The following is a 23,578-nucleotide window of genomic DNA, read 5'->3' as shown; positions in this document are numbered from 1 at the left end:
GCAGATGAGCAACTGCATGCTCTCTGCCCGTTTTCTATGGTACAAGGCAATTATAATAAAGCCATTTTTATTTTTCCCTGAAAAAAGTGTCGGTTATTTCATTGCAGAACAAAACATTTTTCTAATTTTGTATTTGAAGAAGTATTCACTCTAATAAACTGATATGTATGACAATGGATACATTGTAAAATGTCGCTCGATTTTAACAAATGATATTTGTTTGAGCGAAGCTTCGCATAAAGCGGACGTTTTTCTTGTGTGCATTAGTTACCTTACATATTCCCTTAAAAAGTGTATTGATAATTTGGCAGTGTGGAAAATTCGTGTAAACACACACACACACACACACACAATTATCGCGCGTCAATATATAATAAAACATTTAATTTACAATGGATTACCGGAATCAATTATCCGGGGTTATCCTTGTCTTACGACAAAAGTTCCTATAAATACTCATCCTCTGCCATATTGTCTCAAAAAAGGCAGGATATTTTTATGGTCCGACGGTACTGGGGAGCGTTCTCTGCGCCCGAATATCGTCGGTTTTTTGTTTCCACCCATAACAGTCTGAAATCTCTTTTAGTGTTTAAGTATCTATGATTGGAATATATGGAAATAAACAAACCATGCCTGAATCCCAGAAAAAAGAACTTTTCTCCGCAGGTATTACCTATATGGTAAGTGGCGAATATGCCTTTGCCTTCTCCTGTTTCACGCAGGCAGGAAAGTCTGACCTGCCGACACTTTACAACAAGGCGTTATGCTGCTACTACCTTTCTCTGTATAATGACTGCCGTTCCCTGCTGTTGGAAGCGGAGAGGCTGCTGCCACCGTTAACGGAACGTCTGCCGGAAAACCTGCCGGAAGCCGTCCTCCGCTGGGAATACGAAAAAAGCCCTGCCGGTTGTCCCATGCCGGAGGATGCTCCCGATAACCTCGCCGCCGTACAACTGTTGAGGCTGAAAGCGAAAGTGTCGGCCAGACTGCACCTGCACACGGAGGTGCGGACTATCCACGCCCGTTTGGGCAATAAATATCAACACATTGAAGAACTGATAAAAAACATACAACCATGAAATACAGTGACATATACAGGCTTTACTCGACAAGTCAGCCGAAGGATGCAATTCATCAGGCGCTCCGGGAAGTGTCCGTCGATGACAGCGACGAACAGTACGAAGACCGTTCTCCGTTGCATCTTGCCTGCCAGTATGGAGACACGGAGGGGGTCAAGATACTTCTTGAACGTGATGCCGAACCCAACACGAAGGATGCAAACGGTTCCACCCCGATTCATATCCTCGGCAGAACCAGTGCCGGCTGTGCAGATGAAGACAAACTGAAAGAAATAGCCGTCGTGCTCATGGAACATGGAGCGAATATACCGCGTTCGGCTAAGAATACGACGGCCCTTATCGAGTGCGTAAGGAACCGTCATTTCAAGATGGCGGAAGCGATCATAAATTCCGGAACACGCGTCAACTCAACCGACCTTAACGGCGAGAACGTGCTTTTCGGTTTTTGTGCCGCTTCAGGCGACATCAGAAGGGATATCCGGTTCGCGAAAAAGGAACTGGACGAATCCGTACAATACAGTTACCCCGAAAACAAGATAGAGGAAATCAGGAGCAGGATTGCAAGGCTGGAGGATGATGGCGAAGCCGCCTACCGACTTGCCAGAAGGCTTGTTGAAGAAGACAAGGTCGATCCGGAAGACAAGTCAAACAGTGGAAAGACAGCCTGGGATGCCGCCATAGAGAACAAGGCGATGAAGATCGCGGCCTTCCTTTCCGGAAGCGACCCCGATGTTGACGAACTTTCGGCCTTGCACGGCAACATGGACATATTCCAGGCTATGTACATGAAGGATATGGAGGCGCTGGATGCCATTCTGCGTTCGGGTGCAGACCTGCAGACGGTGTGCGAGCACAAGGATATGTATGACTTTGAAGGCAAGTCGCCCCTCGCTTGTGCGTTCAGCTGGTTTGACAGCATACAGGATGCTCCGGCCATGATTCTGAACGGCGGAGCGAATCCGAATTACCGTTTCCCGAATGAAGAAACGGCTTTTTCGGTATGGGTGAGCAAGGACTATTTCTGCAAGGATACCGAGGTTTACAAGGGGCTGCTTGACCTGATGAAGAAAAAAGGCTGGAATCCCGAGCTTCCTGTTGATGCAGAAGGCAACACGGCACTTGCCCTTTCCTGCCGCCATACCGGCTACAGGTTGGGTAAAACGGCATTCGGTTGGCTGCTCAAGGGAAAGGCCGACCCCAACGCCGCCAATCTTTCCGGCCAAACTCCCATGATGATGCTCTTCGGTGGTCATAAGGCGAACGAAAAATATGTGCCTTACGGCTGGTCAGCCGGTTCTGACGACCCCACGGAAATCCTCGAAAAGCTTCTCGAAGCCGGAGCTGACGTGAACAAGACGGACAACCGGGGAAACACCCTCCTGCATTATGTGGCGGCATGTTGTCGTGACAGCATGGCACAGAAAGCGATTGAACTCCTGCTGGACTTCAAGCTGCCTGACGTAAATGCCGTAAACAATGAAGGCAAAACGGCCATGGACGTGGCGGCAGACTACAACAATGACAATCTCGTAAGACTATTATTGAAATATTCTTAAACAAAGATATATGGACAACAACCAGACATTTCTCAATGCTTGCCGAAACGGGCAGAAAAGCATTGTCCAGATATTCCTGAAAAAGGGAGGAATTGACATCAACAAAAGGGATCAGGAAGGAAACACTGCTCTTTATTATGCCTGTCAGAAAGGTTACAGGGACATAGTGGCTCTGCTTCTTGACAACGATGCCGACGCGTCATGTATCAACAACCGTTCCGAAAGCCCGCTCCACGCGGCGGCACGGAGCGGCAACAAGGAAATCCTCGGGAAGCTGCTCCAGAAGGGGGCCGACATCAACGTGACGGACAATGAAGGACAAACCCCGCTAATATGCCTGCTTGACAACAAGCGTACAGATGCCGCCCTTTTCCTGATGGATCAGGGAGCCGATACGGAGGTCGCCGATGCCTCCGGCCACAAGGCCATCGACTATGCCACAGCCCACGGGCTGCGGGAAGTGGTCGCCCGACTCTCGTGCGGGAATGACCGGGATGCACGTGGCAACACCCCGCTTCATCAGGCCGTGTATAACGGACAGGGTGAAATTGTCCGCACGCTGCTCCTGTCAGACAAGTCCATGCTTGACTCGACGAATGACGGCGGAGAGACTCCGCTGATACTCGCCTGTATGCAGGGGAATCTTGTCATGGTCAACCTTCTTCTCGGGGCCGGAGCCGATCCCGGCAAAGCTATGCTGAGCGGCAATGCCCCGATACATTACGCGGCCATTTCAGGTAACCGCTTTATAGGCGAGGCTCTGCTGAAGGCCAAAGCTGCGGTTGACGCACAGAATGACAACGGGGAAACCCCGCTTATTCTTGCAGCCAAGGAGGGCCACAACGATTTTGTGTCCGTCCTGCTTGAATTTCACGCGAATGTTAGCATCTCAGACAACCTCCAGCACACCGCCCTGTACTATGCAGGAGAGCGCGGCTTCAACGAAATCGTGGAAAAACTTCTTGAAAACGGAGCGGAATAAACAGGTAAGATATTCATTAACAAATTTAATATTAGAAAGATATGGCAGAAGAAACCAAGAAGACACCTCAGACACCCGAGGAAATCGCAAGAGAAGCACAGGCTCAGGCCATGAAAGCAGCACTGGAACAGGCGCAAGCCTTGTATGGCAACATACCCGGATTTGAAGGCACCGACCTGATGAAGATGCATGAAAAGCTGATGCAGGACTCGGCCGAGATGTTCCCGGGAGTTGCGGAGGCACAGGCATACCAGGCAAAGATGATGGCAGAATCCGCCCAGGATCCCGAGGCGATAATGGAGACCTACAGCAAAAACATCGAGTTCGCAGGGAACATGATGCAGCAGGCAATGAATGCCGGATTCATGCCGGAAGGTTTACCGGATTTCTCGGACGGTTTTGACGTATATGCAGGTTGGGAAATCACCCGCAAGGGCGACAACAGCCTGACACCTGAACAGAACAAACTTCTGGCTTATGGGGCACCTCTGTTCCTATACAACGATGACAACGTGGACTCCCTTGAAAGTACAGCAGGCACGGACACCCTTAAGGAAATGCTTGAGGAATGGTGGGAAGTTACTGACAGGAAGAGTGCCCTGGAGACCATCTCATGGCTGCTGAACGAAGGCCAACATGCCGGTGCGGATCCGGCCTTGGCTGAAATCCGCCAGCGTGGAATCGAGGCCATCACCGAGGAAGAAAAGGCGGACGAGGACAGCAAGATCGGCGATGCGTTCACGATAGCTGAATTTGTAATGGGAGTAAATGAAACGACGGAAGCGGACCTGCCCGAAACCGTGCTGGCATGGGACCTTGTACGTGCCGTGAACATGGCCCGTTGGGCTTTCATCTGCGGCTACATCAATGAAGACGAAATGTGGGAAGCCATCAGAACCACTGCCGGCATAGCCAAGGAATCCTTCAGTTCATGGGAAGAATACGGCAACAGCTTTGCCGTGGGACGCGGAATATGGAGAGGCGAAACAGATGACTACGAGACTGCGGATGAAGTCGTGGGAGCGCTTCTCAATAAAGAAGATTCCCCTTGGAAGGCAATCGAATGGTAGAATCCAAAAAAAATAGAATCAACAATATCTTAAAAGTTTTACGATTATGGCACTTTTCAAAAATGCAGCAACAGAATGGGAGAAAACCATGACAGAGAATGATCTTGACCAAATGGAAGCACAAGGTCTTGACGTAAGTAAATACAGGGAGAAACTGGCCGCACGGCGTGCAAAGGAGGCCGAAGAAGCCAAGCGAGACAGGGAACTGTACAAGAACCCGACACAGCTTGACAAGATGAAACCGTACATGCAGACGCCACGCAGTTCTGAGACCGAGTTCTTCAAGAAACTTGCAGGAAAGGCACCATGGCTGGGCAAAAGCAAGTGGTTGAGAAAATTCACGGAAGGATATATCGTTTACGCGGGGATTGTCAGTGCCCCGGCAGAGGCGTGGAAAGGCGTGAAGCACAAGGACGACTCTTTCCATGGTATTGGCATATACGCACTGGACAAGGGACACATGAACGATATGGAATGGCTGAAGAGAGTGATGGAAAAGCTGCGCAACATGTGTGAAGGCAGGCAGCCGGTAGCTCCCGGATGTGAGGGCGTAGTCAGTCTTGCCAAGGAGGAGGACTGCTGGTCAACCGTGAAACTGAGTGGTGAAATCGTGGAAGGCGCCGATGTGGAAGTAAGGAAACTTGTCCTTTATTACAAGGAACTTCCCCAAGGCTATCTTCCTTCAGACGGCATCGTCCCCCACTTCTACTGGGAAGGGACAATCAGAGTCATACCGGCTGAATTGTATGTCTAAATCCATCTGAAAATATGATTATAGCCGTTATATGTATTATCGTGGTACTGCTCATAATTATTTTATGGGCAGTATTCACTAACAACAGCCTTATTGCAAAGAAGAACCGGGTCAAGCAATGCAGAAGTGGTATCTGCGTGGTCCTCAAACAGAGGAATGACCTGATCCCCAATCTTGTCGCATCCGTAAAGGCATACATGGGGCACGAGAATGAGATTCTCATCCGCATTGCCGATTTGCGGTCAAGGGCTTCGAACGCTACAGAGTCCGAGCAGATAAAAAGCGGTACGGAAATGTCCTCGCTTCTGTCAAGACTGAATGTGGCGGTGGAAGACTACCCGGAGCTGAAGGCGAACCAGCAGTTCCTTCATCTTCAGGTCCAGATCGAGGACATGGAGAATGAGCTGCAGGCAATCCGGCGCACCTACAATGCCGCTGCTACCGATTACAACAATTACATTGAAATGTTTCCGTCGTCGATAATCGCATCCTGGCGCAAGCATGAGCAGCAGGAGTTGATAGAGTTCCCGGAAAGTGAGATCAAGGAAGTGAAAGTGGGAGAATTATTCAAGTAAAGCATGGAAGAAAGTCAGAATATAGATTTCAAGGGCATTTCCCTTCACATGAAGAAAGAGATGTCCCGTATCAGGATGCTCCGGATTGTGTTCCGCATCCTGACCTCCATTGTCTATCTGTGTACCGTCGTGTGGTTCGGTTTCTGTATCTTCGGCGGATTCCTCGTGGACCGTACTGACTATGAGACTTCCGTCACCACGGGAAAATACCTCATGATAGGCTTTGCCGTATTTTTTGTACTTCATTTCGCATTCATGAAATGTTTTGCCGCGCTGAACAAGAGGGAAACCTACACGATGGCCCACATCATCTACCTGCTGTTCCCGGGAGCAAGGTACAATCCTTCCGGTTCCATACAGCCGAAAGTCTTTGCGGACAGCCGCCTGTTCGGAACGGCATTGTCATCGGGCAATTCGGTAAGTTCGACCTGTTACGGCCGTCTTGACATTCCCGTCGGAAATGACATGATGACTGTCGTGGATGCCGGTGTGACTTCAGCCAATTCGAAAGATTTCTCGGCCTTCAACTTCCTTGAAGTGCCGTACCAGTATTTTATCCGTCCGATATTCGGAGTCAGGATAGAGAGCACGATGCACAGTTTCAGGGGCATGTTCGGGTGCTGCAAGCTGAACCGCACCTTCAGGGGCTACGTGATGCTGCTGCCCGACCATCTGGAAAACAAAATCGGCTACCTGGCGCAAACAATCCAGGGAATGAAGGAAAAGTACGGGGCAAAATTCGTACATTTGGAAGACCCGGAGTTCGAGAGGCATTTTGCCGTGTACGCGGATGACGAGGTGGAAGCCCGCATGGTGCTCACCCCGGCGATGATGCGGAAGCTGACCGCCCTGCGGAAATCCTTCAGCCGTGACCTGATGCTCTCCTTCAACGGGAACATGTTCTACTACGCATCCGACACTCCGGACGGTTTCTTACGTCCCGGCAGGAAGTCGCTGGATGACGAACATCTGCTGGAACAACTGTACAGGGAGGTGAACTTCTGTCTCACTGTAGAAAATGGAATCAAATAATCAACAATAATCGAAAACGAATAAAAAGAATTACAACATGAGCGAACTTAAAAATCTGTCAGCCATTCTTGAAGGAGGTGCTGTTCCAGCCAGTTATAACGGGAAAGCAATCGGCAAATTGTCTAAGACATACCTCAAACTGGAAAACCGCAAAGTAGTAAACCTCTATCCCATCAGAACCGTGATGCACGAAGACAGCCGCTATTGCCTGTATGCCTGCCCGTTGAAAGGGACTGAAATTGACGAGGCCACCCTTCAGAGCATCAAGGCTGAAGTGGATACGCTGGAAATCGGTGAAATCCGTTATGATTCCGTACAGTCCTGTGGCTATGACTATTACATAGTAGATCCTGATACAGGCCGTCATATACTGACAGGACAACGGGATATGGATTCGGTAATGGAAATAAGCGATCATTATGACGGCGTCATCCTGTTCAGCAAATCGGTATTCTCGCCAAGAAAGGCCAATCAGCTTGATTGTGCCTATGCCTTGATCGGCATTGAAAAACAGCCCAACGAGTTCAAGATAGAGGCTATTCCTAATAGCGCGATAGGCCAAGCACCTACGATACTGGAATTTGAAGCTCCGCAGGAATCGCCTGCTGTCGAAAAATACAGGTCGGCCATGACGGTCCTGTCCATAATCATCACCGCGGCTCTGCTTATCTGGTACTTTTTCATAAAATAATATCACCGAACGAATAACTTCACTAATATCCGAATATGGCTACATTCAATTATTCTTCCAAATCGTCCATCAAGGACAATCTGACTGAAATCCTTGTCGGTGCCGGACTGATAATAGTACCGGTAGTTTATCCTTTCGGTATAAAAGTCGGTACACTTCGCATCCTCGGACCGTTACCAACAGCCATCATCCTTGCCCTTGTCGGACTGTACATGCTGTTCAGAGCCTGGCGGAAGATACATAAGGCCCGCAAGTTGGCTGCCAAAAGCTGTATCATCACGGTTGACGGCGATAAGGTGACATACCCGGTCATCGTGAAAGGAAATGTTGAGATGCGTTCTTTTACATTGTCGGAAATATCCAGTTCAAACTACAATTACGACAATGGTATTCTGACAATCACCCTCGCCAACGGCTCAACGGCCAAATTTGACGTTGATTTCTTTGACGGACTGCCACAGCTTAAAGAATTTGCGGCGCTCTTGAAAAAATAAACCGGTGAGATATGGAATGGTTGGATAAAATAAAGGATTTTCCGAATCTGATACAGCAGGAACCCCGCTACGGCTATCTGGTCGTGGCGGGCCTGCTTCTGATATGGCTTGTCGGTGTCATCTGTGGCTGGAAGTGGACGTATTCCCGTCCGGGTAGTACAGGAGGTAACTTCTGGATGAATCTGCTCGGTCCGAAAACTTTCCGGTTCTGGCTGGGAGTGATTCTTGCCGTCGGGATAGGACTGTCTCTGTACCTGTTCTCTATTTCCGGCAAATAGCTGAGTGCTCTTTCCCGGATGCCACCTGTAAACTTAAAAAGTGATTGAGTATGAAAACAATTCCAATTATAACCTTCTTCCTGTGCACGGTGATGTATGCCCATGCACAGCTTAACATCGTTCCCAAGAACGATGGACTGAAAGAGTACACGGTGACAAATGCCCACCCCTATGACAGCCTGACGAACGTGGAGAAGCGGAGTTTCACTTCCCTTCCGGGACAGACCCTGTACATGCATGGGGTAAAAAATGACAGGAACGGCTACTGGGATGCTTTCTACACGGTCAATTTCCTTACCGGGGATGACCGAACGGTGTACAAGGCGGTCAACATCAGTACCACCCCTTCTAAAGAGGTAGTGGGGAAATATTACGAGGTAGTGAAGGTCTGGACAAAGACAGACTACCTGTCGGCTGGATGCTGCCTGCTGCTCCGTGAAAAAGAAAGCGGTGATGAGATGTATTACAACCCATTCAGGTATCCGCTGAGCATGACCTGTATAGGGTATTATGAGAAACTGAAACGCTTTGTCGGACAGACATTCCTGTCACTTGCCAAGGCCGTCGAGACCGAGGACGGTCAGGTAATCACCCCGGCTGAAGGTGCGGAGTACCGTTGTGTGGACATCGGCCTGAAGATGAACAGTGACGGGGCGTTTCTGCTGATGGAAGGTGCTGACGGTGTCCGTGTGGAAGCATTTCCTATAGGCGGTGACGAGGTGTACGAGTTTGTAAGCACGGCACGTATCGGCCAGCTGGAAAAACGGTACGGCGAGAAATACGGGAAGCTGATTGCCTTCCGCAAGGTCGATACCGGCATGACGAGGGAAATGGTCATCGCCGCGTGGGGCGAACCATACCACAAATCGGAAGTCAAGAAGGAAGGCAGGACTCTGGAGACATTGCGCTTTTCCGACAACCGCTATGTTGAACTGCTTGACGGGGAAGTACAGTATGTGCGCATCTATTGAACGGAGCGCAACCTTTATCTGTAAAGTCACAGGCAGGGCCTGCATTTATCGTATATTAACAGATGAAAGTACCAAGGAATCAGGGTAAAATACCTATCTTGCGCAAGAATCTTCAATAATTGACGACTCAAAAAGAAAGAACTATATGGAAAAGGATAATATCAAAGGATGCTTTGTCTCGTCCGTGTTGCTTTCACAAAATCAATGGGACAAGAAACAGTTCATCCATGACTTCGAGGAAGACTGGGGAATCGTCCTTACCGATGACGACGACAACGGGGACGTACTTGTCGGAATGTTCAGCGGCATGACATTGGCAATAGCCATCATGCCCGGTCCCGTACCCAACGGAGAAGCGGAACACTATGCACAGGGCAACTACCTGTGGAAAGATGCAACAGAAGTGGCACGACAACACGAGGCTCATATCCTCGTATCCGTGACCGGAGACCAATCCAACCTGCTGGAGAGAGCCAAACTGTTCACCAGAGCCACGTCTTCCTGCCTGAAACAGTCCTACGCTACAGCGGTATATACCGACGGTATGGTGTTCCAACCCGAATTTTACAGGGATATGGCCGCACTCCTGCAAGAAGATGAACTGCCCGTCATGGACTGGGTATGGTTCGGCATCTACCGCACACAGAAAGGAATCCCCGGCATCTATACCTACGGACTGAGAAAATTCGGGAAAGAGGAAATCGAAGTGTATGCCCCTGCCGATCTGAGTGACATCCGTGATTTCCTAATGGACATCGTGCATTATATCCTGTCGGATGATGTCACCTTGCAGGACGGGGAAACCATAGGATGCTCCGAAGAACAGAAACTTGCCATCACGCTTAGCGAAGGCATCGCTTTGGACGGCATGACATTGAAACTTGAATATCCGGACGAATGAGAAAGGTAAAGGGAAACATAAGAAAAATGCTTGCGGCCATCGTTCTCACGCTGCTGTGTTGTTCTGCCTTCGCACAGCGGATCGTGGAATCCGGTGACTTGCGAACCACCACGGACGAACAGCATGGAACAGTCGTCCATTATCTGAAGGGCGGAAAACGTCCGCTATCGGGCAAATTCCGTATCTTGCGGGGGCAGGATGAGGAAATAGTGCATTTTTCCAAAGGGGTTATGCAGGGCGAGTACAGGCGTTTCCGCAACGGCAGCCTGCGGGAAAAGGGCAAGTATACCGACGGCAGACGGCATGGTCTGTTCGTTTCCTATCATCAGGACGGAAAGACACCGCAACGGGAAGCACCCATGCAGTACGGGAAGATAGACGGTACGGTAAGGACATGGTTCAGCGACGGGAAGCCGGACATGGTTCAGGAATATAGGCAGGGCAAGCGGAACGGCAAGGAACAACGCTTTGACCCGAAAAGCGGCAAGCAGATCTACGAGGCAAACTATACCGACGACCGGAAAGAGGGAAAATAATGGAAAATCAGCGAGGATACCACCGAGAGATGGGTCAGCAAAACCGTCAGCCACTATAAGAACGGCGAACTGGACGGCCCCTACGAATACACGGCCCACCTACATGGCAAGCTGTACGCCTACAAATCCGGCTCGTACAAGAACGGCTACAAGCACGGTTCGTGGAAAGAAATCGACCGGGACGATATCGCAGTCCAAGGCGAATACACCGAGGGACGCGAGACGGGACACTGGATACGATATGATATCATAAGCGGAGAAATCCTGAACGAGTGGGACCGGTAAAATTTAAAAAACATGGAAATATATACTCCAAAACCCAAAATCAAACTTTCTCCTGTGGTAAGAAACGGGAGAGAATTTGTCGAAGTGACTTTCGGTAATGACAATGACATCCGCTTGTCGCTGTCGAAGGAAGAAAACGTACTGCTTGTCGGTGGCAGAGCTTATCTGCCGGCAGAGAATTTCGTGCTTGCCGAGTTCTTCGACCGCTATGTGAAAATGGCGTTTATAGACTATTCCGCCATCAAGGAAACCGCACCCCGTAAAGAGGAAGACAAACGGCCGCCACTGCCGGAAGGTTATCTGGAAAAACTCCAGCAAGTGCGTTACAGTGACCATACCGTAAGGGTATATACCTCCTATTTCCGCGATTTCCAACAATATTTCGAGGGGCGTAAGATTGAAACGGTTACTCCCGACGAGATAAACGACTACCTGCTGTATCTCATCCATGAGAAAAACATATCCTCCTGCCAGCAAAACCAGCGTATCAACGCCATCAAGTTCTATTACGAGAAAGTTCTCGGTCAGGAACGGCGGTGTTACAAGGTGAACCGTGCCAAACGGGAGAAGACGCTGCCCGACGTGTTGAGCAAGGAGGAAATAAAGAAAATACTCGACGTGACAGTGACAGACCTGCGTTTCTTCTGTATGTTCTCCATACTCTACTCCGCAGGGTTGCGCATCAGCGAACTGCTGGAACTGAAACCCGGCGACATCAACGAACCCCGCTCCCTGATACGGGTGCGTCAGGGAAAGGGCAAGAAGGACCGCTACACCCTGCTGTCAAAACCGTTGATGAAAAAGCTGACGGAATATAACAGACTATACAAACCGAAAGTGTGGCTCTTTGAACACAGACCGGGCGAACCTTTCACCGAGAGTATCGTGTCGAAACGGTTGAAGGCTGCGGCTCGGGAAGCGGGAATCACGAAACGGATTTATCCGCACCTGCTGCGCCATTCGTTCGCCACCCACTTGCTGGAGCAAGGAACCGACATCAAAATTGTGAAAGAGCTTATGGGACATAACAACATCAAGACAACGGAAAGGTATGTCCACATAGCCGACACTTTCAAAAGCAATATCAAAAGCCCGTTGGACGATCTGTTGATGGAGGAAGACGAGGTCTGATACTTAAAGAAAATAACAACCAAATCGGCTGATAGTATAACGTTACCGATAATAATAAAAACAAAGAAAATATGAACGAACGATATGCCAAATGTATTCCATTCGATAAGAATGTAAAAGGCAGGATTGGTGGCAATCCACCTAAATGTATAGAAGGACAAATCCCTTGCGATTATAAATTCTATGCAACACTGGTACATCCTGAAAAGGAGAACATCATGCTTTCTATCATCATTCACCAAGATTATGACACTCTTATTGACAACAACATATATCCCTCAATAGCAGTCAAAGTAATAGAACATGAATTTTCCGAAATTGGCAATTGTGCAGAAAAGCGAAACGCCAGCTTAGACATGTGTTCTATCAGTGAATATTCAGAAGATAAGGATAGTGAAAATATACTTGTAAAAATAGGTGGTGAACCTTCCCTTATCCAAGATGAAGAAAGCTATTATAAAGAATTAGAGAAACATGGTTTTTCTTTTTTCTTATCAATAGACGAGGACGGATATAGTGAAGATGTTACTATTGGCAGTTATCCTTTCGGATATGGAGCTTTGTATTTGTATAAGCGCTGTACAACCAATGAAATAATCGCAGGATTTTGGCAATGTTCGTAAAAATATATCGGTAACATGCACCTGTTCCGCCTAACGGCGGCAAGCTGCAAACCATTATCAGTAAAAAGAATATGAAACATTTGAAGAAGAATTGCATCTATTTTATTGTGATTTTTACTATCGCTGTGGCGTGTGGCTTTGCGGGACTTGTAATCAAGGAAGTGAACAAAGGTACATTTTATGATCTGCCTACAGAAGAAGCTCTTAGCTTTTGTGTGCAGCTAGGACTGACAGCATTTACATCTCTGATTCCATACAGTTTGAGCGTTGCAACCTTCCTGGTCTTTTGGGCTATGGATAGAGAAAAGTGGACCGGTTTTTTCCGGACATTGGCAATCGGTCTGATTCTTGTCCTTCCTTTGTCGGCAATGACTTATTATTATGACTGGTTTGTGCGTCCACAGATGATGGTCATATCCGTCGGAAAAATAGTTGATATGAACCACAGCTATCCCCGGTCACTGGCGGACAAGTACGGTATAAGCATAGAACAGATATTGAACAAAAAGCCGATGTCTATGTCTAAAACAAAGCTGATAGCCCAGATTGATTCTCTTGAAACATCTTTTCAGGCTGATATTGACACATGCGGTCTGCTGCTCTCAATACTTCCGGATACCTTAGCATCAAAAGCCTATGACAGCTACCGATTGAGAGAAATCGGAGTTGTGTATCAAGATGCCGTTCATCCTGTTGCCAACGAAGACAGTCTGAGGTTGGTAGCACATACAGAATTGTACCAGCACGCAATCGGTGCATGGGAAACTTCAAACGAACTGCGACGTCATAGACTGGAATATTTTGGCAGGACTCTCAATACCGGGTATATATACATCGCTTATATCTTGTTTGCCTTCTTAGGTTATCTGCTCCGCTTCAAACCGATAAAGAAAATATTGGCTGTCTTTGCAATACTGATTGTAGCCGCCTGGATTTATCATGAAATAAATTCTATTGTTCAGGAATATGCAAAGAAACTAAATACGGAATCCCATCAAATTGTGGACGACACCTATAAAGAGATAGATGCGATAAGGGAAAGCAAACAGAGAGAAATGAAGACAGACACACAATTAGAATAATTGTTTTAACTACAATAAACTAAGAACCATTAGATTAAATAATGAAAAAGATATAATACTGATAACAACGCAGGATAACGGTAAGCCATTCCCTGCTGAACATTCAAAGCTTGAAGGAAAAGATTGAACAAAAAAAATAATGCCATGAAAAAAATCAATATTGGAGATTGGGTTACACAATATAGAACGGGTTATTGGAAAGTGAAAGAGTTGCATCCGAAGTACTCACCATTCGATTGTGACAGGTTGCACAAAGGCGAACCAATTGGTGTTGAAGCTGTGCTACAGAAAGCTTTCAACAATACATTCAAATTTAACATGGAAATGTCCACATGTGATTTGTCGCTGTGCCAACATGTAACCAAAGCTGTTATGAGAAAGATTGAAAAGTATTTCAAGGAACATCCTGATGATGAAATAAAATTTGAGACATCACAACTCCCTGTCCCGCCAAACGTTACTGCCATCCACTTGAATATAGATGATGCCCAACGCGATCACATTTCATCGCTATTAAACATTGAGTTACCTAATCTAACATATCCAAAGGTAAAAGAAATCTTGTCCGATAACGGTTTGACAGAGGTTTTGTGCGGAGCAGAAAACACGTTGCTCTTTCTCTACGGATATTCATGGGAACAGAATGAAAATTTTGACATGATTTATTCCAAATACGATTTTAAGAGAAAGTAAAACTCAATGGCAAAATAGCGAAAGCAATTTCTTAATTTACTTATTAAAGTAGTTATAAGACTGGAAGAACATGAGAATGTATTACGTAATCGGGGTTCTTATTACACTATTTCTTGCAAGCTGCGGAGAACCGCCTATGCCGCCAAGCGATGAGGAAATGATACGCCACTTTGCCACGCACGAGGCGGCGTTCCGTAAGGTGTACGAAATCATGTCAGAGAGTTCAGAAGGTAGTTTTCACTACCCGCCACTTTCTCCTGACGGGATCATTATACTTGATTCAATAGAGCAAAGTGATACATCCTATGAATCAAATGACGAACAAGACAGAGAGTGTAAAATAAACTGTGTCAGGCTATAATAATAATAGTTTAACACAGTTTTTATAATATGGCCAATTTGGAAATAGACTACAAGAAAGCAGCCCAGCAGCTGCGTAGCGGTGAAGCACTCTTCGGTAAAGACGGAGCTTTGGCTCCTATGCTAGAACGTATCCTAAACGCAGCCTTAGAAGGTGAGATGGATGCTCACCTTAATAGCGTTGACTGCAGTTCTGGCAATCGTCGTAACGGCAAGATGAGCAAGACCGTACAGACAAAGTATGGAGAGGTGATAGTCGAAACCCCTCGTGACCGTGACGGTTCTTTTAAACCGGAGACAGTTAAGAAACGTGAGACAATTCTTGCTGAAGGTATGGCAGATCAAATCATCAACATGTATGCTCTTGGTACAAGCACTCGTGATATAAGCAAGTACTTTGAGCGTGAGTTTAACACAACCCTTTCAGCAGAAACCATCAGTGCTATAACCGACCGAGTTATTCCCGAAATAACAGCCTGGAAGTCCCGTATGCTTGACCCCGTCTATGCCATTTGCTGGCTTGACGCCATTCACTACAAGGTAAAAGACGATAAGGGTCGTGCAGTCACTCGTGCAATATACAATGTCCTAGGTGTAAACAAGTCTGGTCACAAGGATCTTCTTGGTATGTATATATCTGAGAGTGAGGGTGCTAACTTCTGGCTTGATGTTATGACCGACCTTCAGAACCGTGGTGTACGTGATATTCTGATTTGTTGCGTAGACGGTCTTAAGGGATTCCCTGATGCCATCCAAAGTGTATTCCCGGAAACCTCCGTTCAGCTATGTGTAGTCCACCAAATCCGTAACTCAATCAAGTATTCAGAAAGAGTTTCTGAAGGATCTCAAGACCGTATATGGTGCTGTAAGCAAGGATTCTGCATTAGCACAGCTTGACATGGTTGATGAAAAATGGGGTGAGATGTACCCCATAGTAATCAAATCCTGGCGCGACAACTGGGAGCGTCTTACGGAATATTTTCAGTATACTCCTGCAATCCGCAAACTTATCTACACAACCAATACGGTTGAGGGCTATCATCGTCAGGTGCGTAAAGTAACGAAGAACAAAGGTGTGTTCCCGTCAGACACCGCACTTGAAAAGCTTGTGTATCTTGCCTATCGAGACATTAGTGGGAAATGGACTATGCCACTGTCTAATTGGGCACTGATATCACAGCAACTTGCCATAAAATTTGGTGATAGGTTCAAGATTATGTAACTTTGCTTGTGAAAGGCTCCTCTTATTTGTATGCAGATGTGAAATCTGCACACAAATAAGAGGGAAAGAATAAAAAACAGAGCCGTGACACAGTTCAGTTTACACTACCCCCGGATGAATGTTCGGGGGATTTTTTTTCTTTTGGGCGTTCCCGTGGGACGGTCGGGCTTTACGTTTCAAGTCCTCGCCTAAAGGCTGTGGGCTTTACTCTGCAATCCCTAACGCATGGCTGAAAAGTCCTCTTGCCGGTGTTCTTCTTCATACAGCCTCATGCGTTCTTGTAATGCTTCTTTTAAATTGTCGCTTTTTTTCAGTCCGAGTTTGGCACGTATGTTCGCTCGTTGGCTGGTTATGTTTCCGCTACTCCGATGTAATAATTCGCATATTTGGCTGACGGTCTTGTCTTGCAGTATTAAACGGCAGATGTTTAATTCGGACGGGGATAAATAGGGATATATTCTCCTGATCGTATCAAGTTTACTTTTTTCCTTTTTCTGGTGTGCGGCAAGGGCTGTAAAAAGATTTTCTTTGGATTGTTCCCCTATTATGTTTAACAGGGAGCTTGTCTTTTCTTCCGGGTTATTCTCGCTTAACAACTCGGCGAACGCGAATAGTTCTTCCTTTTTCATTTGGAGACGTTTCAAAAGCATTTCCTCTTCCTCTTTTAGCAAATTGCTACTTTTTAGCAAGCTGCTGATATTACTGTGTAAGGATCTTCCTAATAAGGGGATCATGGTGTATATGATGATGATCAAAGGCAGATAACTGTATAGGAACGGTTCGTCGGTGATAAGTGTGCAGATTGTATAGGAAGCTATGGTAAGGGAGGACAATAGGATGGAGATATTACTCATATAGGCACAGATGGAAAGCATGGTAAATAAGAGAGAGATAGTAATGTTACTCATTATCAATGCTCTTTGATAACTATATTCATATCCGCTACATATTGAGCAATAAATTATTTCGATAAAAATCTCGATATGTATGGCTATCAGTATAATGGAAAAGGTCGTGGTCAGATTTACTCTCTTTTTTAAATAAGCGAGAGTGCACATAATGATAAACAGGAATAATACGCTGTTAATATAATAAAACTGTTCATTGGGAAATGGAACTGAATATATGTATATGGGTGCGCATAAGACCAGCATGAGCAGGGATAGATGAAAGACTCGTTTTTGTTGATACGTTATTATCATTTCTCTTTCTTTTTTGTCGTAAGTTTGAGTTTTTATTGAACTTAGAAAAGAGGCGGCTTTTGTGCTGAATATCATGTATTTTATTGTTTTAAGTGTTATTAAGTATGATGTTTCTTGCAAAGATAACTGTTTTTTTTTTTTGTATGTTTAAGTACTTTTCTTTATGATGTTAAGTGCTTTTAATTGTTGTGTAAGCGTGATTGGCTGCTGTGGTAAGTGTTGTAGCTGTTGTGTGGTTGTCTTTTTAAGTATTTATAAGTTTAAAATACTTGTTTTTTTGCTTTGGAGGTTGGTTTATAGGTATGTATTTTTGCGGTCGAAATTCAAGGGGTGTAAAAGCCTGGGTTTGGATTGTCATATTAACAAATGATTAAATGACGAAAAGATGTTTTTTTTATATTAAATGTGTATTGTTCGTGCTCGTGTTGAGTATAAGCGGAGAAATATCCGCTCAGGAGAAGCGTGATTCGGTAAGGATCTATTTTCATCAAGGAAAGGTAAATATAGATACATGTTTACTTGACAATGGGAACGAGATGGAGCGGTTTGCTAAAATCTGTTCCGCATTGAACGACTCCGTCCGTCTTATCAGGAAAATTCAAATAATAGGAGGAGCTTCCCCGGAAGGAGGGGGGCTATTGAATGGAAGGCTGTCTGAAAAACGAGCAGAGGTTTTGTGGCGGTATATATCACCTTATATAAAGATTCCGGTATTGGAGAAGGATTTTCATTTTTCGGGAAGTGACTGGAACGGACTTATAACGATGGTGAGAGCGGATGTGAATGTTCCGGAGAGGGAGGATGTCCTTCGTTTGTTGGAGAAGATCGTCCGTTTGGAAAACCAGGACAGCCCTTATTTGGGGGGAGAACTGAAAAGACTGAAAGGGGGGAGGCCATACTCATATTTGTATAAATTCCATTTTCCGAAACTTCGTTCGTCGATGGTGAAAATATGCTATGATAGTGATCCGATGAATCCCGTCAGAGATACGGTATATATACATACACGTGATACGTTGTGCATCCGTGATACCGTTACCGTCATAGCTCCGGTAAAGAAACGGCCGTTTTGCATGGCGGTGAAAACAAACTTGCTTTATGACGCTGTTTTGATACCTGACATCGGGGTTGAGTTCTGTTTGGGGAAGAACTGGTCTGTGGCCGGGAATTGGATGTATGCCTGGTGGAAAAGTGATCGGAAGCATAACTACTGGCGTATCTATGGGGGAGATGTGGAGTTGCGCCGCTGGTTCGGTCGGAGAGCGGTGGAAAAACCGTTTTCCGGGCATCATGTCGGATTGTACGGGCAGATCGTCACCTATGATTTCGAATTGGGTGGGAAAGGTTACTTGGGGGATAAATGGAGTTACGGGGGAGGCGTGGCTTACGGCTACTCGTTACCTGTGGGACATCGGTTCAATGTGGATTTCACGTTGGGAATCGGCTACCTTGGAGGATCGTACAAGGAGTACATCCCTTTGGACGGTCACTATGTATGGCAGACCACTAAAAACCGCCGCTGGTTCGGCCCGACCAAGGCGGGGATCTCTTTGGTGTGGTTGATCGGCCGTGGCAACTACAACGGGAAGAAAGGAGGCAGGCAGTGATACGGATACGCTTTTGTCTGGTGTCCATATTTTTATGGATAGGACTGACGGCTTGTGAGCATAAGGATTTATGTTACGATCATCCGCACTTTGTCACGGTGCGGGTAGTATTCGACTGGACCAAGATTTCCAATCATGACAAGCCTGAAGGCATGAGGGTCGTATTTTATCCGACCGACGATGAAAGCAACACGTGGACATTTGATTTCCCCGGAGGAGAGGATGGGGAAGTGGAGCTACCCGAGAATGATTACCGGGTAATTTGCTTCAACTACGATACCGACGGGATGGTTTGGAAAGGAAACGGCAGTTACACGCTTTTTACTGCCGATACGCGTGATGTTCAGTCGCCGGATAACCGGACAATGGCCGTCACCCCACCCTGGCTGTGTGGCGACCATATAGACAGAGTTATCCTCAAGGACATTCCGGGAGGTAGCGCGGAGATAGTACGGCTAACTCCCGTAAACATGGTATGTCACTACACGTATGAGGTGAACGGTCTTCGGGGACTGGATAGGGTGGCGGATTTGCGGGCCGCTCTTTCCGGCATGTCCGGCTCGCTTAACATGTCCGGCGACAGTTTGCCCGCCGATCTTTCGGAGAGCCTGCTCTTTGATGGAATGGTTTCACGGAATCAGATTATAGGCGGATTCTATACGTTTGGACATTCCGCACTTGAAGGAGAGCCCAATGTTTTCCGGCTGTATCTCAAGAACCGTTCCGGCAGCATGTCTGTATTGGAACAGGACGTGAGCGACCAAGTGCATGATGTCCCGGTAGCGGGGCATGTCGGTGATGTGCATCTGGTGTTGAATTTTGATTATGAGGTACCATCCGAGCCGGGAAGTGACGGTGCGGGATTTGATGTGGACGTTGATGATTGGGATGATGTGAATATGGATATAGTGTTGTAATACGAGTTTGTTAATTATATGTATCAATTTAAATTGTTTTTATTTATGAAAAAAAGTACAGTAATGCTTTGGGCAATCTTTGGAGCTCTACTCATGGGTTGCTCAGACGAGGAGATTGCGAATGTGGAAACCTCCTCACGGAATGCGATTGGTTTTAACGTGTTAAGTAATGCGGCGGAAACGAGGGCTATCCCTACTACCCCCGACAACTTGACGAGCACCGATTTCGACGTGTTCGCTTTTACGACGGATGGTACTGCCTTCATGGGAAAGGTAGACACGGATTTTGGACATGACGGAGTGAAGATCGTGTACAAAAATGGTAAGTGGGATTATGACGATGCGAACGACCTTCGTTATTGGCCTACCGAGGCTTTGGACTTTTACGCGTTCAATCCCGGAACGGTTAGTGAAGACATGATAGTGTTTTATAGTTGGGAAGCCACCAAGGATGTCCAAAAGATAAGTTATACCTGCATGGATGAGTATGGAAGCGGTACTACTCATGCAAACTACGACGTGATGTATGCCATGGCCAAAGGCCAGACAAAAGACATGAACAACGGAATAGTGAAATTTAATTTCAAACATATTCTGTCACAGGTCGTATTCAAAGCAAAGACCCAATACGATAACATGCAGGTGGACATCGACGTGATCAAGATTCATAATTTCAAATTTGCCGGCGCCTTCACATTGCCTGCGGCAGCCGATGGAACGGGAAGTTGGAGTTCGTCTGATTTAGCATTTCCACACGCATTTACCGTAGTGAAAAACGCAAACATCACGGTCAATAGCAATACCGAAGCTACCGATATTACCACAAATACTCCTATGCTGAATATACCACAGGAGCTGACTGCTTGGAAAGTTTCCGAAACAGCCACCAAAAGCAAGTTGGAGGCCGATAATGCGAAGCAATGTTATCTGGAGATCGCCTGCAAAATCCGGCAGTCCGGAGCTTATCTGTTGGGTTCAGCAAGCGAATACAAAACAATTTATGTTCCGTTCGGAGATACATGGGAACAGGGCAAGCGTCATATCTACACGTTGATTTTCGGTGGTGGTTATGATGATCAGGGAGAGGCTGTGTTGAATCCGATCCAGTTTGATGCAGAGACAACAGGCTGGGTTGATGCAGATAAAGACGTAAACGTCCAACCTTAATCCAAACGTTTATTAATATCGTACCCGTTGGCAGGTTAAACATACGCAAGATTAACCCTGCCAACGGGTTTTTTATAGGGAATCGCATTTTCAATATACTTTTTGATGTGTAGGGGTGCTTTTTGCGTACCTTTTTCCTGGAGAATTTCTTTTGTGGAGTGTTTGCCCTGTATATTCCCGATACGCTGTTATAGCAGGGAACTGTTTTTATCCAAGTAGTCAGATATAGCCTCTTGCAATACCGATTTTAGCGAATCGCCTTTGCGGATCGCGATCAGCTTTAAGTTCTGGTGATAGGTTTCGTCCATGACAAAATTACAATGCACGGTTTTCGCTTTCTTCGGCTTTTGAGCCTCTTTTTGCCCGGCCGTGGATTGGATCAGGCTGTCTAATCCCCCGGTCAGCCCGGCCGACATACTGTTTTTTAAATCGTTCTTCTTTGCCATATGGTTACTTTATTTCTGTTAGCAGTTCGTTACATACCTTTTCGTAGTCCTCTGCCCCGGCAGATTTGGGGGCATAGTGAAAAATATCCTGCCCTTGTGTCGGGGCTTCGGCCAGCGCAATGGAGTTGCGTATATGGGTGCTGAACACTTTGCCCTGGAATGTTTCCTGTACCAGTTCCGAAACGCTCTTGTTCAGGTTCTTTCTTCCGTCGTACTGGGTTATCAGGACCCCGGCTATCGAAAGATCCGAGTTCAAACGTTGCTGCACCTTGTGGACGACCTGCATAAGTTTGGCCATTCCACGCATTGCCAGGAATTGAGCCTGAACCGGGATAATCAACCGATCCGAGGCCGTCAGTGCGTTAAGCGTGAGCAGCGACAGCGAGGGGGGGCAGTCGATCAGGATATAATCGAATTTCTCCTTTTGGCCCTTGATAAGGTGGGCTAAGATAAGTTCCCGCCCGGCCTCGTTGATTAACTCCGTTTCAACGGCCGAGAGATCCAGGCAGGAGGGAACGACGCTAAGACCGTCCTTATGCTCGTAGATCGGCAGGTCGTATTCGCCTTTCATCGCACCGTAGATCGTTTGGGGAAGCTCCGCGGAGAAGCCCAGCGATTCAGTCAGGTTGGCTTGTCCGTCAAGGTCGATCAAAAGAACCTTGTACCCTTTTTGACGTAACGCGCCGCCCAGGTTGATCGTGGTTGTGGTCTTTCCTACTCCCCCTTTGTGATTCAATACGGAGATTACTTTTGCTTTGCTCATAAATTCAGTTTTTTAAATGGTTGTCATGTCCGCAAATATAGTCAAAAACTAATATACTAAAATACTAAAAGTAGTATTTTTCGTTTTTTGCGTGTTTTTTGTGCCGATCGGGGAAGCGTACCGAAATAAATCCGGTTTCCACCTTTCGGTACGTTTTGTTTCTGTACCGGAATTAATCAAAGACATATTAAACGAAAGAAATCAAACAACGGTAGATAGCAAACGGCGTAACCTCCCCTAAAGGTCGGTTAGCCACCAAATATTATATTTAGAATGAAGAAACGGGACTATAAGGAGCAAGAACGACAACGGCGCTATTATTTCTTCGACTACCTGTTCTGGTTGGGAGAAATGGCACAGAGGCATTACAAGGGCGAGCCAAGACGCCCCGACGGGGAGTCCATGCTGATGCTTTGCATCATGATATTTATCTATGAGCCGATCTTCCTTACAACCGCTCATTTCCTTTTCGACTCCACGGTATTTGAGTGGTTTACAGTCGCCATGATAGCCGGAATCGTCGCAATTCTCCACTATCTATCGAATGGTCGGATATACCCGTTTTCACGAAGGGAAGCGGTCATGCAGCACTATGAGGGACGCAGGTTCAGCCCCTTCAGATGTTACTTCTTCCTGTTCTCCCTCGGCTTTCTGATGATTGCCGAAATGTACCTGTTGCCAAGCACACTGATGCGGATAGACGGGCGCAAGGCGGAGCCGGTGGAGAACACACGGACGGAAGTTCCGCAAAGGTGGAGGGATTACCTTGCGCTGCATATCACGGTAGGAGCCCGTCAGGAAGTACCCAGCGAAGCCTTGCAATATCTGATTAATCAGGACGGTCGCACATCCCGATACGGGCAACCGGTCTATGTCATGCAGGTAAGGGAGGAAGATATGGGAGGAGAGTTCCGTGTAGGGCTATTGAACCATGCCACCTTTGATGAAATCCAAGACGGCAGCCAGAAGTTTGTCGAATGTACATGGGTCAAGGGATATACGCCGGACAGCATAAGGGTACTGCTGACCGGGTGGTACGAGGTGAGAAACACCGGGCTTTGTCCGGTGGACTCTCTGGAATGGACGGAAGATACGGAATTTTAAAACCTACAAAAGTATGAAAAGAGCAGAAACAGGAAGACCTCATTTATTTCGCTTGAT

24 protein-coding genes and 2 pseudogenes are annotated in these 23,578 nt (G+C 46.7%); 23 read left to right on the top strand and 3 right to left on the bottom strand.

Annotated elements, in window-relative coordinates; translation table 11 throughout:
* Positions 1-629 precede the first annotated feature (629 nt).
* The 19 genes and pseudogenes from KG118_RS05370 (at position 630) to KG118_RS05280 (ending at position 16,315) form a co-directional block, all read left to right on the top strand.
* Positions 630-1,079 carry a hypothetical protein gene (locus tag KG118_RS05370; protein ID WP_040293443.1) on the top strand — a complete coding sequence of 150 codons (450 nt, stop codon included), beginning with the start codon at positions 630-632 and terminating at the stop codon, positions 1,077-1,079.
* Positions 1,076-2,635 (top strand): ankyrin repeat domain-containing protein, encoded by a 1,560-nt coding sequence (locus KG118_RS05365; RefSeq protein ID WP_087381352.1) that lies wholly within the window; start codon positions 1,076-1,078, stop codon positions 2,633-2,635. Before KG118_RS05370 ends, KG118_RS05365 begins: the two co-directional genes overlap by 4 nt.
* Positions 2,636-2,645: 10 nt before the next feature.
* On the top strand, positions 2,646-3,617 hold the full coding sequence (locus KG118_RS05360) for an ankyrin repeat domain-containing protein (protein ID WP_087381353.1): 972 nt from the start codon (positions 2,646-2,648) through the stop codon (positions 3,615-3,617).
* A 200-nt stretch (positions 3,618-3,817) separates the two neighbouring features.
* Complete coding sequence (locus tag KG118_RS05355; RefSeq protein ID WP_249671453.1) at positions 3,818-4,687, top strand: DUF1266 domain-containing protein; 870 nt, start codon at positions 3,818-3,820, stop codon at positions 4,685-4,687.
* A 46-nt stretch (positions 4,688-4,733) separates the two neighbouring features.
* On the top strand, positions 4,734-5,441 hold the full coding sequence (locus tag KG118_RS05350; protein ID WP_004328547.1) for a hypothetical protein: 708 nt from the start codon (positions 4,734-4,736) through the stop codon (positions 5,439-5,441).
* A 14-nt stretch (positions 5,442-5,455) separates the two neighbouring features.
* The gene (locus KG118_RS05345; RefSeq protein ID WP_004328546.1) at positions 5,456-6,016 is read left to right on the top strand and encodes a LemA family protein; all 561 of its coding nucleotides are present in this window, start codon (positions 5,456-5,458) and stop codon (positions 6,014-6,016) included.
* A gap of 3 nt (positions 6,017-6,019) precedes the next feature.
* Positions 6,020-7,048 carry a DUF3137 domain-containing protein gene (locus tag KG118_RS05340; RefSeq protein ID WP_004328545.1) on the top strand — a complete coding sequence of 343 codons (1,029 nt, stop codon included), beginning with the start codon at positions 6,020-6,022 and terminating at the stop codon, positions 7,046-7,048.
* Positions 7,049-7,085: 37 nt separating this feature from the next.
* Positions 7,086-7,739 carry a hypothetical protein gene (locus KG118_RS05335; protein WP_122139595.1) on the top strand — a complete coding sequence of 218 codons (654 nt, stop codon included), beginning with the start codon at positions 7,086-7,088 and terminating at the stop codon, positions 7,737-7,739.
* A gap of 35 nt (positions 7,740-7,774) precedes the next feature.
* Positions 7,775-8,233, top strand: coding sequence for a hypothetical protein (locus KG118_RS05330; protein WP_009316593.1), 459 nt, complete (start codon positions 7,775-7,777; stop codon positions 8,231-8,233).
* 11 nt (positions 8,234-8,244) lie between these two features.
* Positions 8,245-8,511, top strand: a complete 267-nt coding sequence (locus KG118_RS05325) for an immunity 17 family protein (protein WP_004328542.1) — start codon at positions 8,245-8,247, stop codon at positions 8,509-8,511.
* Positions 8,512-8,561: 50 nt separating this feature from the next.
* Positions 8,562-9,482 carry a hypothetical protein gene (locus tag KG118_RS05320; RefSeq protein ID WP_004328541.1) on the top strand — a complete coding sequence of 307 codons (921 nt, stop codon included), beginning with the start codon at positions 8,562-8,564 and terminating at the stop codon, positions 9,480-9,482.
* 145 nt (positions 9,483-9,627) lie between these two features.
* On the top strand, positions 9,628-10,383 hold the full coding sequence (locus KG118_RS05315) for a DUF4261 domain-containing protein (protein WP_009316592.1): 756 nt from the start codon (positions 9,628-9,630) through the stop codon (positions 10,381-10,383).
* Positions 10,380-10,919, top strand: a complete 540-nt coding sequence (locus KG118_RS05310; RefSeq protein WP_230324552.1) for a toxin-antitoxin system YwqK family antitoxin — start codon at positions 10,380-10,382, stop codon at positions 10,917-10,919. Before KG118_RS05315 ends, KG118_RS05310 begins: the two co-directional genes overlap by 4 nt.
* 297 nt (positions 10,920-11,216) lie before the next feature.
* Complete coding sequence (locus tag KG118_RS05305; protein ID WP_009316590.1) at positions 11,217-12,335, top strand: tyrosine-type recombinase/integrase; 1,119 nt, start codon at positions 11,217-11,219, stop codon at positions 12,333-12,335.
* 71 nt (positions 12,336-12,406) lie between these two features.
* Complete coding sequence (locus KG118_RS05300; protein ID WP_044299313.1) at positions 12,407-12,958, top strand: hypothetical protein; 552 nt, start codon at positions 12,407-12,409, stop codon at positions 12,956-12,958.
* A gap of 71 nt (positions 12,959-13,029) precedes the next feature.
* Positions 13,030-14,040 carry a hypothetical protein gene (locus KG118_RS05295; RefSeq protein WP_009316587.1) on the top strand — a complete coding sequence of 337 codons (1,011 nt, stop codon included), beginning with the start codon at positions 13,030-13,032 and terminating at the stop codon, positions 14,038-14,040.
* Between the two features lie 144 nt (positions 14,041-14,184).
* Positions 14,185-14,733, top strand: a complete 549-nt coding sequence (locus KG118_RS05290; protein ID WP_009316586.1) for a hypothetical protein — start codon at positions 14,185-14,187, stop codon at positions 14,731-14,733.
* A gap of 70 nt (positions 14,734-14,803) precedes the next feature.
* A pseudogene (locus KG118_RS05285) lies at positions 14,804-15,061 on the top strand (DUF4948 family protein); the annotation flags it as partial.
* Between the two features lie 62 nt (positions 15,062-15,123).
* A pseudogene (locus KG118_RS05280) lies at positions 15,124-16,315 on the top strand (IS256 family transposase).
* Positions 16,316-16,533: 218 nt separating this feature from the next.
* On the opposite strand, the gene KG118_RS05275 reads toward KG118_RS05280, so the two are convergent.
* Positions 16,534-17,592, bottom strand: coding sequence for a helix-turn-helix domain-containing protein (locus KG118_RS05275; protein WP_213388370.1), 1,059 nt, complete (start codon positions 17,590-17,592; stop codon positions 16,534-16,536).
* A gap of 299 nt (positions 17,593-17,891) precedes the next feature.
* Between KG118_RS05275 and KG118_RS05270 the strand changes: the two genes are divergently transcribed.
* The 3 genes from KG118_RS05270 to KG118_RS05260 are packed head-to-tail and all read left to right on the top strand — an operon-like array spanning position 17,892 to position 21,208.
* The gene (locus KG118_RS05270; protein ID WP_179138481.1) at positions 17,892-19,124 is read left to right on the top strand and encodes a DUF3575 domain-containing protein; all 1,233 of its coding nucleotides are present in this window, start codon (positions 17,892-17,894) and stop codon (positions 19,122-19,124) included.
* The gene (locus KG118_RS05265) at positions 19,121-20,041 is read left to right on the top strand and encodes a DUF5119 domain-containing protein (RefSeq protein WP_213388369.1); all 921 of its coding nucleotides are present in this window, start codon (positions 19,121-19,123) and stop codon (positions 20,039-20,041) included. Before KG118_RS05270 ends, KG118_RS05265 begins: the two co-directional genes overlap by 4 nt.
* Positions 20,042-20,086: 45 nt before the next feature.
* Positions 20,087-21,208 (top strand): fimbrillin family protein, encoded by a 1,122-nt coding sequence (locus KG118_RS05260; RefSeq protein ID WP_026314684.1) that lies wholly within the window; start codon positions 20,087-20,089, stop codon positions 21,206-21,208.
* Positions 21,209-21,396: 188 nt separating this feature from the next.
* Here KG118_RS05260 and KG118_RS05255 read toward each other — a convergent pair whose 3' ends face one another.
* Together KG118_RS05255 and KG118_RS05250 are read right to left on the bottom strand one after the other, a co-directional pair.
* Positions 21,397-21,654 (bottom strand): hypothetical protein, encoded by a 258-nt coding sequence (locus KG118_RS05255; protein WP_005648607.1) that lies wholly within the window; start codon positions 21,652-21,654, stop codon positions 21,397-21,399.
* Between the two features lie 4 nt (positions 21,655-21,658).
* Positions 21,659-22,417 (bottom strand): ParA family protein, encoded by a 759-nt coding sequence (locus tag KG118_RS05250; RefSeq protein WP_007564630.1) that lies wholly within the window; start codon positions 22,415-22,417, stop codon positions 21,659-21,661.
* Between the two features lie 273 nt (positions 22,418-22,690).
* Between KG118_RS05250 and KG118_RS05245 the strand changes: the two genes are divergently transcribed.
* Positions 22,691-23,521 carry a hypothetical protein gene (locus tag KG118_RS05245; protein ID WP_009316574.1) on the top strand — a complete coding sequence of 277 codons (831 nt, stop codon included), beginning with the start codon at positions 22,691-22,693 and terminating at the stop codon, positions 23,519-23,521.
* Positions 23,522-23,578 lie beyond the last annotated feature (57 nt).

Origin of the sequence: Bacteroides propionicigenes, assembly GCF_018390535.1 — a bacterium.
In the GTDB taxonomy this organism is placed as follows: domain Bacteria; phylum Bacteroidota; class Bacteroidia; order Bacteroidales; family Bacteroidaceae; genus Bacteroides; species Bacteroides propionicigenes.
Note: the sequence above shows the minus strand (reverse complement) of the source record. Positions and strands in the feature narration are given on the sequence as shown.